Origin of the sequence: Enterococcus sp. AZ035, assembly GCF_050548325.1 — a bacterium.
In the GTDB taxonomy this organism is placed as follows: Bacteria; Bacillota; Bacilli; order Lactobacillales; family Enterococcaceae; genus Enterococcus; species Enterococcus faecalis.
In genome coordinates, this window is sequence record NZ_CP172958.1 from 1,785,771 (window position 1) to 1,799,845 (window position 14,075).

17 protein-coding genes and 1 other RNA gene are annotated in these 14,075 nt (G+C 36.3%); 8 read left to right on the forward strand and 10 right to left on the reverse strand.

Translation table 11 applies throughout. The annotated features are described in order from the left end of the window. Positions 1-6: 6 nt before the first annotated feature. Positions 7-771: a type I methionyl aminopeptidase gene (map, locus tag IGL32_RS08625; protein ID WP_002356886.1), complete on the reverse strand. Its 765-nt coding sequence runs from the start codon at positions 769-771 to the stop codon at positions 7-9. A 174-nt stretch (positions 772-945) separates the two neighbouring features. Between map and IGL32_RS08630 the strand changes: the two genes are divergently transcribed. Continuing rightward, positions 946-1,389, forward strand: a complete 444-nt coding sequence (locus IGL32_RS08630; RefSeq protein WP_002356885.1) for a flavodoxin — start codon at positions 946-948, stop codon at positions 1,387-1,389. 74 nt (positions 1,390-1,463) lie between these two features. Here the strand turns inward: IGL32_RS08630 and IGL32_RS08635 are convergent, their stop codons facing one another. Continuing rightward, positions 1,464-1,937 carry a TspO/MBR family protein gene (locus IGL32_RS08635; RefSeq protein WP_002356884.1) on the reverse strand — a complete coding sequence of 158 codons (474 nt, stop codon included), beginning with the start codon at positions 1,935-1,937 and terminating at the stop codon, positions 1,464-1,466. A 157-nt stretch (positions 1,938-2,094) separates the two neighbouring features. Then, positions 2,095-2,667, reverse strand: a complete 573-nt coding sequence (locus IGL32_RS08640; protein ID WP_002356883.1) for a TetR/AcrR family transcriptional regulator — start codon at positions 2,665-2,667, stop codon at positions 2,095-2,097. A 250-nt stretch (positions 2,668-2,917) separates the two neighbouring features. On the opposite strand from IGL32_RS08640, the gene IGL32_RS08645 reads away from it, so the two are divergent. Then, positions 2,918-4,156, forward strand: coding sequence for an aminopeptidase (locus tag IGL32_RS08645; RefSeq protein WP_002362125.1), 1,239 nt, complete (start codon positions 2,918-2,920; stop codon positions 4,154-4,156). A 259-nt stretch (positions 4,157-4,415) separates the two neighbouring features. Beyond that, entirely contained in the window at positions 4,416-4,796 is a 381-nt protein-coding gene (locus tag IGL32_RS08650) for a PH domain-containing protein (RefSeq protein ID WP_002356881.1), read from the forward strand. Between the two features lie 91 nt (positions 4,797-4,887). Here IGL32_RS08650 and ffs read toward each other — a convergent pair. Then, positions 4,888-4,974, reverse strand: an RNA gene (gene ffs / locus IGL32_RS08655) — signal recognition particle sRNA small type. 39 nt (positions 4,975-5,013) lie between these two features. Next, on the reverse strand, positions 5,014-5,535 hold the full coding sequence (gene tadA, locus IGL32_RS08660) for a tRNA adenosine(34) deaminase TadA (protein WP_002362126.1): 522 nt from the start codon (positions 5,533-5,535) through the stop codon (positions 5,014-5,016). Positions 5,536-5,612: 77 nt separating this feature from the next. Between tadA and IGL32_RS08665 the strand changes: the two genes are divergently transcribed. Together IGL32_RS08665 and IGL32_RS08670 are read left to right on the forward strand one after the other, a co-directional pair. Then, entirely contained in the window at positions 5,613-6,464 is an 852-nt protein-coding gene (locus tag IGL32_RS08665; RefSeq protein ID WP_002383772.1) for a PucR family transcriptional regulator, read from the forward strand. Between the two features lie 56 nt (positions 6,465-6,520). Further along, positions 6,521-7,366: a PhzF family phenazine biosynthesis protein gene (locus tag IGL32_RS08670; RefSeq protein ID WP_002372093.1), complete on the forward strand. Its 846-nt coding sequence runs from the start codon at positions 6,521-6,523 to the stop codon at positions 7,364-7,366. Between the two features lie 26 nt (positions 7,367-7,392). Here the strand turns inward: IGL32_RS08670 and IGL32_RS08675 are convergent, their stop codons facing one another. Next, on the reverse strand, positions 7,393-7,731 hold the full coding sequence (locus IGL32_RS08675; RefSeq protein WP_002356871.1) for a hypothetical protein: 339 nt from the start codon (positions 7,729-7,731) through the stop codon (positions 7,393-7,395). 83 nt (positions 7,732-7,814) lie between these two features. Continuing rightward, positions 7,815-8,519 carry a zinc metallopeptidase gene (locus IGL32_RS08680; RefSeq protein WP_002383773.1) on the reverse strand — a complete coding sequence of 235 codons (705 nt, stop codon included), beginning with the start codon at positions 8,517-8,519 and terminating at the stop codon, positions 7,815-7,817. Between the two features lie 198 nt (positions 8,520-8,717). Between IGL32_RS08680 and IGL32_RS08685 the strand changes: the two genes are divergently transcribed. Continuing rightward, positions 8,718-9,071 (forward strand): YxeA family protein, encoded by a 354-nt coding sequence (locus IGL32_RS08685; RefSeq protein WP_002387247.1) that lies wholly within the window; start codon positions 8,718-8,720, stop codon positions 9,069-9,071. Between the two features lie 37 nt (positions 9,072-9,108). Here IGL32_RS08685 and IGL32_RS08690 read toward each other — a convergent pair whose 3' ends face one another. Together IGL32_RS08690 and treP are read right to left on the reverse strand one after the other, a co-directional pair. Beyond that, positions 9,109-10,113, reverse strand: coding sequence for a nucleoid-associated protein (locus IGL32_RS08690; RefSeq protein ID WP_002356866.1), 1,005 nt, complete (start codon positions 10,111-10,113; stop codon positions 9,109-9,111). A gap of 127 nt (positions 10,114-10,240) precedes the next feature. Beyond that, on the reverse strand, positions 10,241-11,707 hold the full coding sequence (treP, locus tag IGL32_RS08695; protein ID WP_002388267.1) for a PTS system trehalose-specific EIIBC component: 1,467 nt from the start codon (positions 11,705-11,707) through the stop codon (positions 10,241-10,243). Positions 11,708-11,918: 211 nt separating this feature from the next. On the opposite strand from treP, the gene gloA2 reads away from it, so the two are divergent. Beyond that, a complete protein-coding gene (gloA2, locus tag IGL32_RS08700) occupies positions 11,919-12,299 on the forward strand; it encodes an SMU1112c/YaeR family gloxylase I-like metalloprotein (protein WP_002356864.1) in 381 nt (126 codons plus the stop codon). Between the two features lie 21 nt (positions 12,300-12,320). Continuing rightward, complete coding sequence (locus tag IGL32_RS08705) at positions 12,321-12,803, forward strand: SRPBCC family protein (protein ID WP_002356863.1); 483 nt, start codon at positions 12,321-12,323, stop codon at positions 12,801-12,803. Between the two features lie 43 nt (positions 12,804-12,846). On the opposite strand, the gene IGL32_RS08710 is transcribed toward IGL32_RS08705, so the two are convergent. Continuing rightward, positions 12,847-13,959 carry an FUSC family protein gene (locus tag IGL32_RS08710; RefSeq protein WP_002383778.1) on the reverse strand — a complete coding sequence of 371 codons (1,113 nt, stop codon included), beginning with the start codon at positions 13,957-13,959 and terminating at the stop codon, positions 12,847-12,849. Positions 13,960-14,075: the final 116 nt, after the last annotated feature.

Below are 14,075 nucleotides of genomic sequence, written 5' to 3' on the forward strand. Positions count from 1 at the left end.
TCCTTATTAATAAGTCAATTCTTCGCCTTGTGACGTTAAGATTCTTGGACCTTCTTTCGTAATCGCTAATGAATGTTCATATTGACAACTTAGACCGCCATCTTCAGTATAAGCAGTCCAACCATTTGGGTCCATTTTCATGCGCCAAGTTCCTGTGTTAACCATTGGCTCAATGGTAATAACCATTCCCTCTTTTAAACGTAGTCCTTTACCTGCTTCACCATAGTGAGGAATCATTGGACTTTCATGGATAGTTGGGCCAATGCCGTGGCCTACAAAGTCGCGAACAACCCCATAGCCTTCTCCTTCTACATACGTTTGAATTGCATGACCAATGTCGCCAATTCTATTTCCTACTTGTGCTTGTTCAATCCCAAGATATAGCGCTTTTTTGGTTACTTCCATCAAGCGATCAATTTCAGGTGTTGATTCACCCACGACATAAGACCAGCATGAATCAGAGATTGCGCCCTTTAAGTCGACACACATATCTACTTTGATTAGGTCGCCATCTTTTAATACTTTTTTACGAGGAAATCCGTGGCAGATTTCGTCGTTGATGCTACAACAAGTAGCATATTTGTAACCTTCATAGCCAATTTGAGCCGCCACGCCACCATGACTTTCAATAAAGTCTCTCACAAATACTTCAATATCCCAGCTTGTAATGCCAGGTTTAATAAACGTCCGTAAATGACGGTGAACATCCGCTAATAATTCCCCTGATTCATCCATCATTTCAATTTCTCGTGGTGATTTTAATGTAATCATACTATCTCTCCTAAACTTGTTTCATTCAAATTATTTTATCACATTTTTTGCAAAAAAGATTGTTCAAACACCAATTTTCAAAAAGTACCTTAATAAAAGCACTCGCTAGTCTTTTATAAGAAATGCGCATCTGCTATAATAAGTGACAGAATTGTATGAGGGGGAAGAAAGTTTATGACGTTAGCTAAAATTGTGTATGCAAGCATGACTGGGAATACAGAAGAAATTGCCGACATTGTTGCAGAAGCATTTGAAGATTTAGAATTAGAGGTCGAAATTGATGAGTGTACGCAAGTCGATGCCGCTGATTTTGAAGAGGCCGATATCTGTGTAGTAGCTACATATACGTATGGCGATGGCGATTTACCTGATGAAATTGTCGACTTTTATGAAGACTTACAAGAGATTGATTTATCAGGAAAAATCTTCGGCGTTTGTGGTTCAGGAGACACGTTTTATGATGATTTTTGTAAATCGGTGGACGACTTCGAAGCAGTCTTTACTCAAATTGGGGCAAAAAAAGGCGCCGACAGCGTTAAAGTTGATTTAGCCGCTGAAGAAGACGACATCCAACGTTTAGAAGAATTTGCGAAAAAATTAGCAACTGCCGCAGAATAACTACGTTGAAATAAATAAAATAAACACCAGAAAAAAATGGCTAGTTCCCATTTTTCTCTGGTGTTTTGATATTCCTAATTTAAAAATAAAATACTGTAATTTAAAGCTGCCGCAAAAGTAACCCAAAGAATATAAGGAATCATCAACCAGCCACGCGTTATTAATTTATAACGCAAGTAGTCCCACTGTTGAACTATTAATAATAGCCATAACAATGAGATATCAATCACAGATAATAAATTATTTTGTAAAGAAAAAAAGAAAAATGTCCAGAAAAAATTCGCAATAAATTGTAAAATAAATAGCGTAATCATCCGTTTTTTCTGTTGTTTATTTGGATGAACTAAGATGAAATAAAAAGTAATGCCCATAAAAATATACAACACCAACCACACTGGTCCAAATAACCAGCCTGGCGGAGCAAAACTTGGTAATCTCAACGCTTGATAATATTCTCTCGCATTTACTGAAAATAAGCCCGACAAGAGCCCTAGTCCGGTAATTCCTACAATACTTAGCCATAAACGCTTATCTTTCACTCGGTTCATGTTTTTTGCCCCTTTCTATTTCTCTTCTTTACTGTAGCATGGTTGCGAATAATCTACCATTAATACACTTAACAAAAAAAGACCGTTCTTTTAAGAAACAGTCTTTTGCTGTAACCTCACAGAAGTTATCAGCATGAGGTTACACTTTTTTTAATTTTTATAGGTCAATATCAATTGGTTCATCTCGTTCAAGAATTGCTTCAATACTATCTTTCATTAAATGAATGATTTGTTCTTCTGAAGGATGGATAATTCCAGAAGTCATCAATGCAGCCACACCAGTAGCGACCACCCATGTTCCCATGTGTAAAGAGTCAATTTGAACATCGTTTAAATTAGCATACTCAGGATCAGCTTTTACCGCTTCAGTAAAATAGTGATAAGAGAATTCTTGCATTTTTTTGCCGCCACCATATTCTTCTAAATAAAGCGCACGGTATAACTTACTTTCACTTGTCGCAAAATGAATATAGTTTAAAGCCAAATCAACAATTGTATTCCCGGTATGTTTTACTGGAAATACTTCTTTCGCTAAGTATTTATGAATTTTTTGGAATAAAGCATCGCGTAAATCATCCATGTTTTTAAATTCCAAATAAATCGGTTGGGTGGAACATTTCATTTTATTAGCAATATTACGTGCAGTGAACTTCGAAAATCCTTCAGTGGCGACTACTTCATAGGCAGCTGTTAAAATCTGCTCTTTCGTAATGGTTTTTTTTCTTGCCATAATTCCCTATCCCCTTTATTCATTCATATACAACGCTTCCAAATAAATGCTTATGGTTATTGTAACACGATTTTTCTATTATGCAAAATTAGAACAACTCTTTGTACAAAAGTTCACTGAGCGGGAGCACGACAACTTTTACCCCGACTTAAAATAACAGTTGATAAAGGCTTTATTTCGTTGAGTTCCCTGCTCTTCCGTGTTATGATATGAGCAGTCATTACCCATCAAAATGAAGGAGGAATCACGAATGACCTTAGAGAATTTTAATGAAAATCTAAAGAAATATGCACGTTTAATTGCTGAAACGGGTGTCAATGTTCAGGACAATCATACGGTTGTTTTACAAATCAGTGTTGATCAAGCGCCCCTTGCCCGCTTAATTACGGAAGAAGCTTATCGCTTAGGTGCGGCCGAAGTAATTGTTCAATGGAGCGACGAAACCATTCAACGTGAATTTTTAGCTCATGCTGCAACTGATCGTATTGAAAATGTTCCTCAATATAAAATTGATCAAACCGATGATTGGATTGCCAAAGGCGCAAGCCGAATTAGCGTGGTTTCTTCTAATCCTGATGCATTAGCTGGCGTGGATGCACAACGTGTAGCAGCTTTCCAAGCGGCTAATGGGAAAGCATTGGTCAACCTACGAAAAGCAACGCAAGCCAACAAAGTAAGTTGGACTGTTGTAGCGGCTGCTAGTGAAGGTTGGGCAGCTAAAGTCTTTCCAGAATTAGCAACAAGTGAAGAACAAGTTGATGCACTTTGGAATGAAATTTTCAAAACAACACGAATTTATGAAGAAAACCCAGTCATTGCTTGGGATATCCATGATAAAAAATTACAAGAAAAAGCGGCTGAATTAAACGAACAACAATTTACTGCTTTACACTACACAGCTCCTGGGACAGATTTAACGATTGGTTTGCCTAAAAACCATTTATGGGAAGGCGCTGGTAGTTATAACGCGCGTGGAGAAGAATTCATGGCTAATATGCCAACAGAAGAAGTTTTCACCGCCCCAGATAGTCGCCGCGTTGATGGTTATGTCTCTAGTACAAAACCACTAAGTTATGCTGGCACAATCATTTCGGGCATGAAATTTACATTTAAAGATGGAAAAGTTGTTGACTTCTCAGCTGAACAAGGCGAAGAAGCATTGAAAAATCTCTTAGCTATTGATGAAGGTGCCAAACACTTAGGAGAAGTTGCTTTAGTACCAGACCCTTCACCAATTTCACAATCCGGTTTGATTTTTTATAATACATTGTTTGATGAAAATGCCTCTAATCATTTAGCCTTTGGTTCGGCCTATGCCTTCAACTTACAAGGCGGCACGGAGATGAGCGAAGAAGAATTAGCTGAAGCTGGTTTAAATCGTAGCCAAACACATGTGGACTTTATGGTAGGATCTGACAAAATGAATATTGATGGCATTAAGGAAGACGGGACGATTGTTCCAGTTTTTAGAAATGGCGATTGGGCATAGTCCTACCAAATGTTGAAACCAAAGTTTTTAGCTCCAAGAAATAAGAAGAAACTGCTTTTATTCAGTAGGTTCTTTTAAAATTTAGAAAGTGAGGCCTAAGTTGCAGCGATTTAGGCCTCACTTTCTTATGCTAAAAAATCAATTGCATTCGAAGGACCTTTAACGTTATAATCAAATTGAAAGCGGATTCTTTTGCACGATATAAGTTTACTTTTAAATAAAAGAATTTTTTTCAAAAAAGTAGAATTGGAGAATTAACATGGGATTATTTGATGGATTATTAGGAAATGCAACACAAAATAATAATGAAACAGCTGAAAAAGAATTACGGGATGTTTTAATCCCTAACGAAAAAGTAGATATGGCCTTCACTTTAGTAAGAGATTTAATTGTCTTTACAGATAAACGCTTAATTTTAGTCGATAAACAAGGAATTACAGGTAAAAAAGTTGATTATAAATCGATTCCCTACAAATCTATTTCACGCTTTTCTGTTGAAACTAGTGGACATTTCGACCTAGATGCAGAACTAAAGATATGGATTTCAAGTGCTGAGTTACCTTCAGTAAGTCTTCAATTTAGAAAAGATAAAGATATTGTTGCTATTCAACAAGCTTTAGCAGCTGCTGTATTATCTTGAATACACAAAAAAAGACAGGAAAGCGACCAACTTTCCTGTCTTTTTAATTTTAGATAAAATAAAAAAGGCTTCTCAGCCTTGATACGTTCCTTATTCAATCAGACACATGGCGGCACTTGCTTAGTGCTGCTTCCTTCCGGATCTGACACAATTCACTAGCCCGCCATTGTCCTAGCCTTTCGGCAAAACCTAGTATAACGTATTTTTATTCTTTTGACTAGTCTTTCTTTTGATTTTTTAAAAGTTTCTCTTCTTTTTTCTTTGCCCGTAACTTTTTAAAGAACTGAACTAGCAATAAGCGACACTCTTCTTCTAAAACGCCTGCTTCGACATAGGCCACATGATTGAAGCGTTCATCTTCTAATAAATTCATCAATGTGCCAGCAGTGCCTGCTTTAGGATCAGTTGCGCCATAATAAACTTCTGGAATTCGTGCCAAAAGCATCGCCCCACTACACATTGGACAAGGCTCTAAAGTTACAAATAATTGGGTTTCTTCTAGACGCCAATTTTCTATCCCGCGACACGCTTCTTGGATTGCATACATTTCTGCATGCGCCGTTGCTTCTTGCCGTGCTTCTCTCAGATTATGCCCGCGGCCAATAATTTCCCCTTGCCGAACAATTACAGCTCCAATAGGCACCTCAGCCAAACCTTCTGCTTTTTTCGCTTCTGCAATGGCTTCTCGCATAAAAAATTCTTTTTCTTCTTGTGTTAACGTTGTTTCTTTTTTTCCCAATTAATTTCCACCTTTCGGCTTTTTCCCACTAAACTTCTGTCTTGCTTCATGGTACAATAAATCAGTGAGGTGTGTCTATGATTATTGAAAATTTATCTCAGCTTTATCCCAAAGGCTATTTATCAAAAACAATTGGTTCCGAAGCCACCTATTCAATTCCTGTTGACGACCAATTTTTCATTGTGAATAAAGCTTTCTTAAGTATTAAAGAACAGCATTTGTTGGAAGCGCTTTTCCCAATTTCTGAAAACCCAACAATTACTGGTAACCATCCTTGGTTCAGTTACTTATTTCAACAGGCAAAATTACCTGCCGAAGGGACCTTTCGTATGTTGCAAATTCAAACGAATGTCACAAAAGAATTACAAGCTGAATGGCAATTTAATTTAACAAAGATGTTTCCAGATACAGTTGATTGTTTCAGTCCAAGTAATAATATGTATATTTTAGTTGAAGAACAGTCAAAAAATACCTTTCAACAAGAAGAAATTCAAGGGATCTTTTTAACATTAGATACAGACTTTGATTGCACTAGTGCTGTATTTGTTGGCAATTTTTATTCCTCTGAAGACATTCTCCGGCGTTGTTTCCATGAAGAACAACGTATTTTTTCAGAAGAACTTAATTCCTCTAGTCGGACGACTGTTTTTAGTTTAACTGATGTTGCCCTCCACTATTTTACCAAGGAAGCCATGAGCCAAAATGTACTTGTTGAGTATTATCGTCGTTTATTAAATAAAGACACCGATATTCAGCCAATCATCAGCGCTTTATGGAAAAATCAAGGCAATATCAGCTCCACTGCAAAAGATTTATTTATGCATCGAAATACTTTACACTATCGGTTGGAAAAGTTTTTTGAACAAACTGGCTTATCTTTAAAAAAAATGGATGATTTAATCTTTTGTTATTTGTTATTAAGAAAGTAGTACGTCCATTTTTTACTCGTATGTTTTTTATTCCCAATTAGAAAGTAGGCGTTCCAATGAAAATTACCGCATATGTCGCTAGTGCATTTAGTAAAAACCACGAAGGTGGCAACAAAGCAGGCGTTGTTTTTATGACACAGCCCTTAACGAGAACCCAAAAAATGGCCATCGCCAAAGAACTAGGATTTGCAGAAACTGCTTTTATTTCAGACTCAAAGATTGCTGATTTCCGCCTTGAATATTTTACACCAAAAGAAGAAGTCGACTTATGTGGCCACGCGACAATTGGCGCTTTCACCATTATGAAGCACTTAAATAAATTATTGCAAACAGCATATACAATCGAAACGAACAGCGGTTTGCTCGCAATCACGGCTAACGGTGAACAACTATTTATGGAACAAACTGTCCCAACTTTTTATGATACGCTCACTTTAGAAGAATTGAGCGGCTGCTTTGATTTAAACGCAGTGGCAACTGCTTTTCCTATCCAGATTGTGTCAACGGGCCTAAAAGATATTTTGGTTCCCATTAAAAATGCGCAATTATTACAGGATTTACAACCAAACTTTGAAAAAATTAAGTTACTTAGTCAAAAGTATGGAGTTATTGGGATGCATCTTTTTGCTTTGTCTGAAGAAAATATCATTTGTAGGAATTTTGCACCCCTTTATGATATCGATGAAGAAGCCGCTACTGGTACATCAAATGGTGCGTTAGCTTGTTATCTGCACCATCACCAAATTTTACAAAAAACCAATTACACCTTTGCCCAAGGTTATACCTTAAACGCTCCTTCAGAAGTCTTAGTGCGTTTGAACACTACATCCCAAAAGACAATTGATCAAGTTCTAGTTGGTGGCAGAGGCTATTATGTTGAAACAAAAGAATTATTTTTATAAAAAAAAGATGGCCTAGGCCATCTTTTTTACTTCATTGCATCTTCAATAAATGTGAAAAAGCGTTCTTTTAAAGAATCTGTATTGTCTTTAACTTTTTCGCCATATTCAGCTAATTTTGAACCGCCATCTTTCACACGATCCACAACATTTAAAACAGAATCTAATTCATCATCGGATAAATCATCGACAATCGATAATAATTTTTGGTTTCCATCAAATTTATCGTCTACAAACTTTTTAACTTTATAACGATTGGAAACATGAGATACCTTCTTAATAATTTTTTCAGAAGCGATGACTGCAACAGAGACACTTGCAACTGCAGCAATGCTTAAACCGATACCAATTTTTGTTGATGCTTTCATTTCCTTCAGCTCCTCTGTTATTTTCTACTTTAATCATAACATATTATTACTTTTATGCGTAATAGAAAGACCTTTACTAGCACTTAGTCTCGTCGGTTATTGCCACCAAATAAAATAACCAAACGTAAAAGTTGTAAAAAGGTCGAAAGCGCCGCTGCTACGTAGGTAAGTGCAGCTGCAAAAAGAACTTTTCTGGCCATTGGGACTTCTTCTTCTGTTAATAACCCACCTTCAGAAAGAATACTTAATGCACGTCTAGACGCATTAAACTCCACCGGTAAAGTCACCAATTGAAAAATCAAGGCTAATGAAAAAGCCAAAATTCCAATGTTGATTAATGTTTGATTCCAACTAAATAAAACACCAAGCAAAATTAGTGGAAAGGAAATGGTTGAACCGATGTTGGCAACTGGAACAATAGCTGCACGAAGACGTAAAGGCACATAGTTCGTATGATCTTGTACCGCATGTCCGCATTCATGAGCCGCCACGCCAATAGCCGCGACCGATGTCGATTGAGCAGTGGCTTCGGATAAGCTCAACATTTTGTTTCCAGAATTATAATTGTCGGTTAAATCACCCGCAATTTGCTGAACTCCAACATCATTAATTTGTTCTTTTTGTAAAATATATTGTGCTGCCTGCGTGCCTGTAACATGTTTACTGCTTCGTACTTGATCATATTTACGAAAGGTACTGTTAACATATGCGGAGGCCGCACCAGAAATCGCAATTCCGATAATTACCAATATATAGGTTGGATCGATTCCAAAATAAAAGGGCATCATTGTCCTCTACCTCCATCTTTTTTTCTTTATTGTAGCATGATAGTGAAAAAAAGGGAGCGACAAACGTTGTCTTTTGTTTAAAAAAATGATGAATTTTTCAAGAAAGTGCCGAAACTAACAAAATTGTCACTCAATTAACGGAAAAAAATATGGCAAATTTCCTAAAAAAAAGGCATACTATTCCTTGAGGTGAGGAAAATGAAAACATTACTAAAAATATTAATTCCCATAGTCATTTTAGCCGGTGGTAGCTGGGGCGTTTATAATTACTATTACGGTGGAGAAGCCTATTATACACAAATCACAACATCTGGTGAAAAGAAAGATGAAAAAACAAATTCTGGTGAAGCAATGACCATTTATTACTATCAACAACCTGCGTTTAATAAAAACGGTGAAGAAAAAACCGTGGAATTAAACGAATCCCGTGATCAACCTTTGCGTATGAAAGCCTATCTAAAATTGAAAGTTAATCCCCGTAAAGGCGTGATCAGCTGGAATGAAGTGACAGAAAAAGAAGTCCCTGAAAAAGCTTTAGAAAAATTAAAATAAAGAAAAAACCGTTGGCAAGCGACCAACGGTTTTTTCTTTATAATTGATTACTAATTTTTTCGATATTTTTTAGCATAATGGACACTGTGCCATCTGGATTATTAACAAATTCAATTAAATCGCCATTGCGGTAAACATCTAACGGAACAATTAATTCAATACCGTTATCCATTTTTAACTTTTGTTTGCCAAATTTCTTTTCAGAAATTTCGCGAGATTCTCTGACTGGCGGTGTTTTGTCGACAAATTTCGACTCATTCACTTCTTCTTGGTAAGCTAATTTAGCTGATACATTTTCTTTAAACACTTGTTCAGCAATTTGCTCATTGTCAATCGTTCCCGTTTCCTCAATGCTATCATATACCGCTTCTTTTACAGAAGCCATTAGTTCAAACTCATCTTCGTTAAATTTCTTTCCAATGCGTTTGACTGCCTTTTTAATTTCTTTGATATTTTCTTCCATGGAAGGTGCCGCTTGCGTCTCAATCACTTTTTCAGAGAAATACCAGATTTTTTCTCCTGAAAATTCATATCTTTTCTCTAGTAATTCAAACGCTAATGTATCTAAGTCAACCGTAATCCCTTCATCTGGTTTTTGTGATTTTGAAGACAAAATTGCTCGATTGATAATCAGTTTGTTATAAACGGATTCTTCTTCATAGTCGACGTAATGCGTGTAACTTTCTTTATAGTTTAATTTAATCATTGCGACATGTAACACCGTATCTAATTCATATAAAATGAACAAAATATCAGCACTAGGCGCATCTTCGCTTCCTGAATAAACATCATACCAATGTTGGGTAACTTCTTGGCTTTTCTTCACAAAATCACTAGGAATCCCACGTAACGTATCAACAAAGGAACTATTTTCCGCCAATGTTCCAGTCTTTGTTTGTGCAGTCGAAAGTTTTGAAATTTTTGCAGTTAAATACGTTCGAATATACTCAGTCGTTAAATCTAGTTCCTTTTCAGAGAAAACCGGCGTCCCAGTTTCTCGATCAATAATGTGTAAAATTGCTTTTTTTAAATAAATATCCATTTTTACGCTCTCCTTTTCTCAACCTTTTTAGTCTAACTGAAAGAGAGAAAAAAGCCAATAGTTTCTATAAAAAGAAGAAGAATTCGTAGACAAATGTCTACGAATTCTTCTTAACTTCAAAAAGCGATTACCCTTCTTCGCTGTATAACATCCCTGTTGCTTCATCAACTGGATCGACTTTATTAAAGATGCCTTTCTTTCTGAAAATATAAGTTAAGCCCATTGGTACGATAATCGCAATCACCATTGCGACTAAAAACGGCAAGTAATATTGTGGCACAATAGATAAAATTCCTGGCAAGCCACCGACGCCGATACTTGTCGCACGAACGCCCATTAAAGTGGCAAACATTCCGGCCATTGCCGAACCAATCATGCCCGCAACAAATGGATAAACATATTTTAAGTTGATCCCAAACATCGCTGGTTCAGTCACACCTAGGTAACAAGAAATCATCGCTGGAATCGAAACTTGTTCTTCTTTTTTATTTCCACGATGCATAAAGATAACCGCTAAAACAGCTGAACCTTGTGCAATATTTGATAGAGCAATCATTGGCCATAAGTTGGTTGACTGAAAGTCAGCAATCAACTGTAAATCAATCGCATTACTCATATGATGCAACCCAGTGATGACTAATGGTGCGTACATAAAGCCAAAGACGGCGCCAAATAACCAATTAAATGTTGACGTTAATCCTGCATTTACAATATCAGAAACCCAACTACCAATCGTCCAACCGATTGGTCCTAAAATGACATGTGCAGCCAATACTGTTGGTACTAAAGCAAACAATGGGACAAAAATCATTGAAATTGCTTGAGGAATCACTTTTCTAAAGAAAATTTCAAGATAGGCAAGCAAGAAGCCGGCTAACATAGCTGGGATAACTTGCGCTTGATAACCAATCATGTTAACTTGAGCAAACCCAAAATCCCAGAAAGGAATTTCTGCTGCTTTAGTCGTCGCAACTGAATAAGCATTCAGAAGTTGTGGTGAGACTAATGTAATCCCTAGGACAATCCCCAAGATTTGTGTGGTTCCCATTTTCTTCGTAATACTCCACGTAATCCCAACTGGCAAGAAGTGGAAAATTGCTTCGCCGATTAACCATAAGAATGAATTGACTCCATTCCAAAATTGAGAAACTTCCACGATTGTTTGACCATCAAGAAAGCCAAATGGAACCCCTTCCAAAATATTGCGGAATCCTAAAATCAATCCCCCGATAACAAGTGCAGGAATTAATGGTGTAAAAATCTCAGCTAAAACAGAAACAACTCGTTGAACAGGACTCAAATTACTTTTGGCAGCTGCTTTCCCTTCTTCTTTTGAAACCCCTTCTAAACCGGAAATTGCAGAAAAATCATTATAAAATTGTGGGACTTCATTCCCAATAATTACTTGAAACTGTCCAGCATTTGTAAAGGTTCCTTTTACAGAAGGAATATCTTCAATCACAGGTACATCCGCTTTTTTTGGATCTTTTAATACAAAACGCATTCGAGTTGCACAATGAGAAACAGCTGAAATATTTTCTTTGCCTCCTACTGCTTTCAACAACTGCTGTGCATCGCTTTGAAACTTACCCATTTTACATTCTCCTCTCAAACTTGTATATACAATTAAGTTGTATATACATCATACTTGATTATTCTTTTTTTGGCAAGCGCTTTCTTTCAAAAAAATAATTTTATTTTTTTACAAATCCCTTGTCTTTTCTTAAAGAGTCAAACAGAACGCTTTTTTAGCTGCTTCTTTATTGCTATACTACAGAGGGAAAAAACGAAAAGGAGTATGAAAAATGTTTTTTAAAGAAATTCATCACGTGGCAATCAATGCCTCAAATTATCAAGCAACTAAAAATTTTTATGTCGAAAAGTTGGGCTTTGAAGTTCTTCGCGAAAATCATCGTCCCGAAAAAAACGATATTAAATTAGATTTAAAATTAGGCAGCCAAGAATTGGAAATTTTTATTTCTGATCAATTTCCCGCTCGCCCCTCTTATCCTGAAGCTTTAGGATTACGTCATTTAGCTTTTAAAGTTGAACATATTGAAGAAGTGATTGCTTTTTTAAATGAGCAAGGAATTGAAACAGAACCGCTACGAGTAGATGATTTTACGGGTGAAAAAATGACCTTCTTTTTTGATCCAGATGGACTACCTTTAGAACTTCATGAATAATAAATAAAGGAGAGAAACAAAATGAAAGATACCTTTCGCTTAGAAAACCAGACGATTTATTTTGGTACAGAACGGGCAATTTCAGCCAGCCCTCAAACGATTTGGCGCTACCTGACTGAGACAGACAAGCTAAAACAATGGTTTCCAGAATTAGAAATTGGTGAATTAGGTGTTAACGGGTTTTGGCGGTTTATTCTGCCCGATTTTGAAGAAACAATGCCTTTCACTGACTATGCAGAGGAAAAATATCTGGGCGTGACTTGGGATACTGGTATCATCTATTTTGACTTAAAAGAACAAGCACCTCATCAGACCCTGTTAGTCTTTTCAGAATCTCTCCCAGAAAATTTTACAACACCTCGCCATAAAGATATCGCTGGTTGGTCAATTGTTCTCAACCGCTTGAAGCAAGTAGTTGAAACCCCTGATGCAGCACCAGAAAAAATAGATTTTCCGCAAATAGAAAATCATTACTTGGAAAAATTAACGAATTTAGAAAATTAAAAAGTGTGGCACAACGGGTAAATCACCCTCTGTGCCACACTTTTTAAAAACGTAAAATACGCTGATAAACAAATAAACCTAAATCAATTAAGCAAACAACAAAAATTGCCAATAATACAAAAGAGACCCGCAACTCTGCGGCGTACATCCCTCGTAAACTAATTGTTGCCAAACATAACCCAAAAATCGTTGCCATTGTCACTTGTAACACGGTTCCTGGTTTTAGGGCATAAACAAAAATGCCAATCAAACTAGAAACAATGAGGTGTGTCAGTGGCAATTGAAGCCAATTGACAACAAACAGACTAAGGAAACATCCTAAAAGAGTCCCCCAAAAACGTGTCTTAATACGCGTGTTCATTTCTGCTTTCACTGGATGCAAGAGTAGAAAAACATTCATCGGAATCCAAATTATTTTAATGCCTCCTACACTCCACATTAAAATAAAACTCAGTGTAATGGTGAAACTCATACGAATAGCTAAACGAAATCGTTGCACCCTTTCGTCAGGACTTTCTAAAAATTGTTTGAAACTTGTAATCCCAAAAAAAATCTGTTGTAAGTCGTGCCAGAAATTAATAACTGCCAATTTTTGTTGCTTCATATTTAATTGAATGCTTTTAAAAAAACGAACATGGCCCCTACTCTTTAAGCTAGTTAGCTGACGTAATCCTGTTTGCCACCAAGCGTTTAATGTTAAAGCCAATAAAAAAAGACCAATTAAAAAGGCCACAACTTGAGATTGCATCAAAAATGTATTTCCTTTAACCTGGATTAACTGACAAAACGTAAACATCATCAAATAACTATGATACCGCATCGGTGTCGCAGATGAATAAAATAAATAAACAATTAAAAATGTCACACTACTATTTAAAATAATAGACCAGCTAAAGGAACTACTAGCTATAAATGCTAAAAAACTGATCACAAATTGCCTGATACTCATTTTGAGCAGCGCTACAAACGAATAATCTTTTTTATAGTTAATTTTAAACATAATAGTAAATACAGGCACCATAATTAAATAGCTTGGGGAAAATAAAAAATCCAATGTATAAAAACTAACCAAAAAAAAGGCGATGACTGGGAAAATGGCCCAAACATACGCAAAAAATTGCTGACTTTTTGTACTAAAAAAATAAATAACAATCACTCCAATATCGATTCCTTATCCATTGTAACATGCTTGTCAATTCCCTCTTCAAATTGAATATACCAATTCGTTAAAAATAAATAAAAAAGCGAATAAATACGCTTTCATTTCTTGTT

Coding starts and splice junctions, on each gene's coding strand:
- map (WP_002356886.1), bottom strand. CDS start 771: ATGATTACATTAAAATCACCACGAGAAATTGAAATGATGGATGAATCA.
- IGL32_RS08630 (WP_002356885.1), top strand. CDS start 946: ATGACGTTAGCTAAAATTGTGTATGCAAGCATGACTGGGAATACAGAA.
- IGL32_RS08635 (WP_002356884.1), bottom strand. CDS start 1,937: ATGAACCGAGTGAAAGATAAGCGTTTATGGCTAAGTATTGTAGGAATT.
- IGL32_RS08640 (WP_002356883.1), bottom strand. CDS start 2,667: ATGGCAAGAAAAAAAACCATTACGAAAGAGCAGATTTTAACAGCTGCC.
- IGL32_RS08645 (WP_002362125.1), top strand. CDS start 2,918: ATGACCTTAGAGAATTTTAATGAAAATCTAAAGAAATATGCACGTTTA.
- IGL32_RS08650 (WP_002356881.1), top strand. CDS start 4,416: ATGGGATTATTTGATGGATTATTAGGAAATGCAACACAAAATAATAAT.
- IGL32_RS08665 (WP_002383772.1), top strand. CDS start 5,613: ATGATTATTGAAAATTTATCTCAGCTTTATCCCAAAGGCTATTTATCA.
- IGL32_RS08670 (WP_002372093.1), top strand. CDS start 6,521: ATGAAAATTACCGCATATGTCGCTAGTGCATTTAGTAAAAACCACGAA.
- IGL32_RS08675 (WP_002356871.1), bottom strand. CDS start 7,731: ATGAAAGCATCAACAAAAATTGGTATCGGTTTAAGCATTGCTGCAGTT.
- IGL32_RS08680 (WP_002383773.1), bottom strand. CDS start 8,519: ATGATGCCCTTTTATTTTGGAATCGATCCAACCTATATATTGGTAATT.
- IGL32_RS08685 (WP_002387247.1), top strand. CDS start 8,718: ATGAAAACATTACTAAAAATATTAATTCCCATAGTCATTTTAGCCGGT.
- IGL32_RS08690 (WP_002356866.1), bottom strand. CDS start 10,113: ATGGATATTTATTTAAAAAAAGCAATTTTACACATTATTGATCGAGAA.
- treP (WP_002388267.1), bottom strand. CDS start 11,707: ATGGGTAAGTTTCAAAGCGATGCACAGCAGTTGTTGAAAGCAGTAGGA.
- gloA2 (WP_002356864.1), top strand. CDS start 11,919: ATGTTTTTTAAAGAAATTCATCACGTGGCAATCAATGCCTCAAATTAT.
- IGL32_RS08705 (WP_002356863.1), top strand. CDS start 12,321: ATGAAAGATACCTTTCGCTTAGAAAACCAGACGATTTATTTTGGTACA.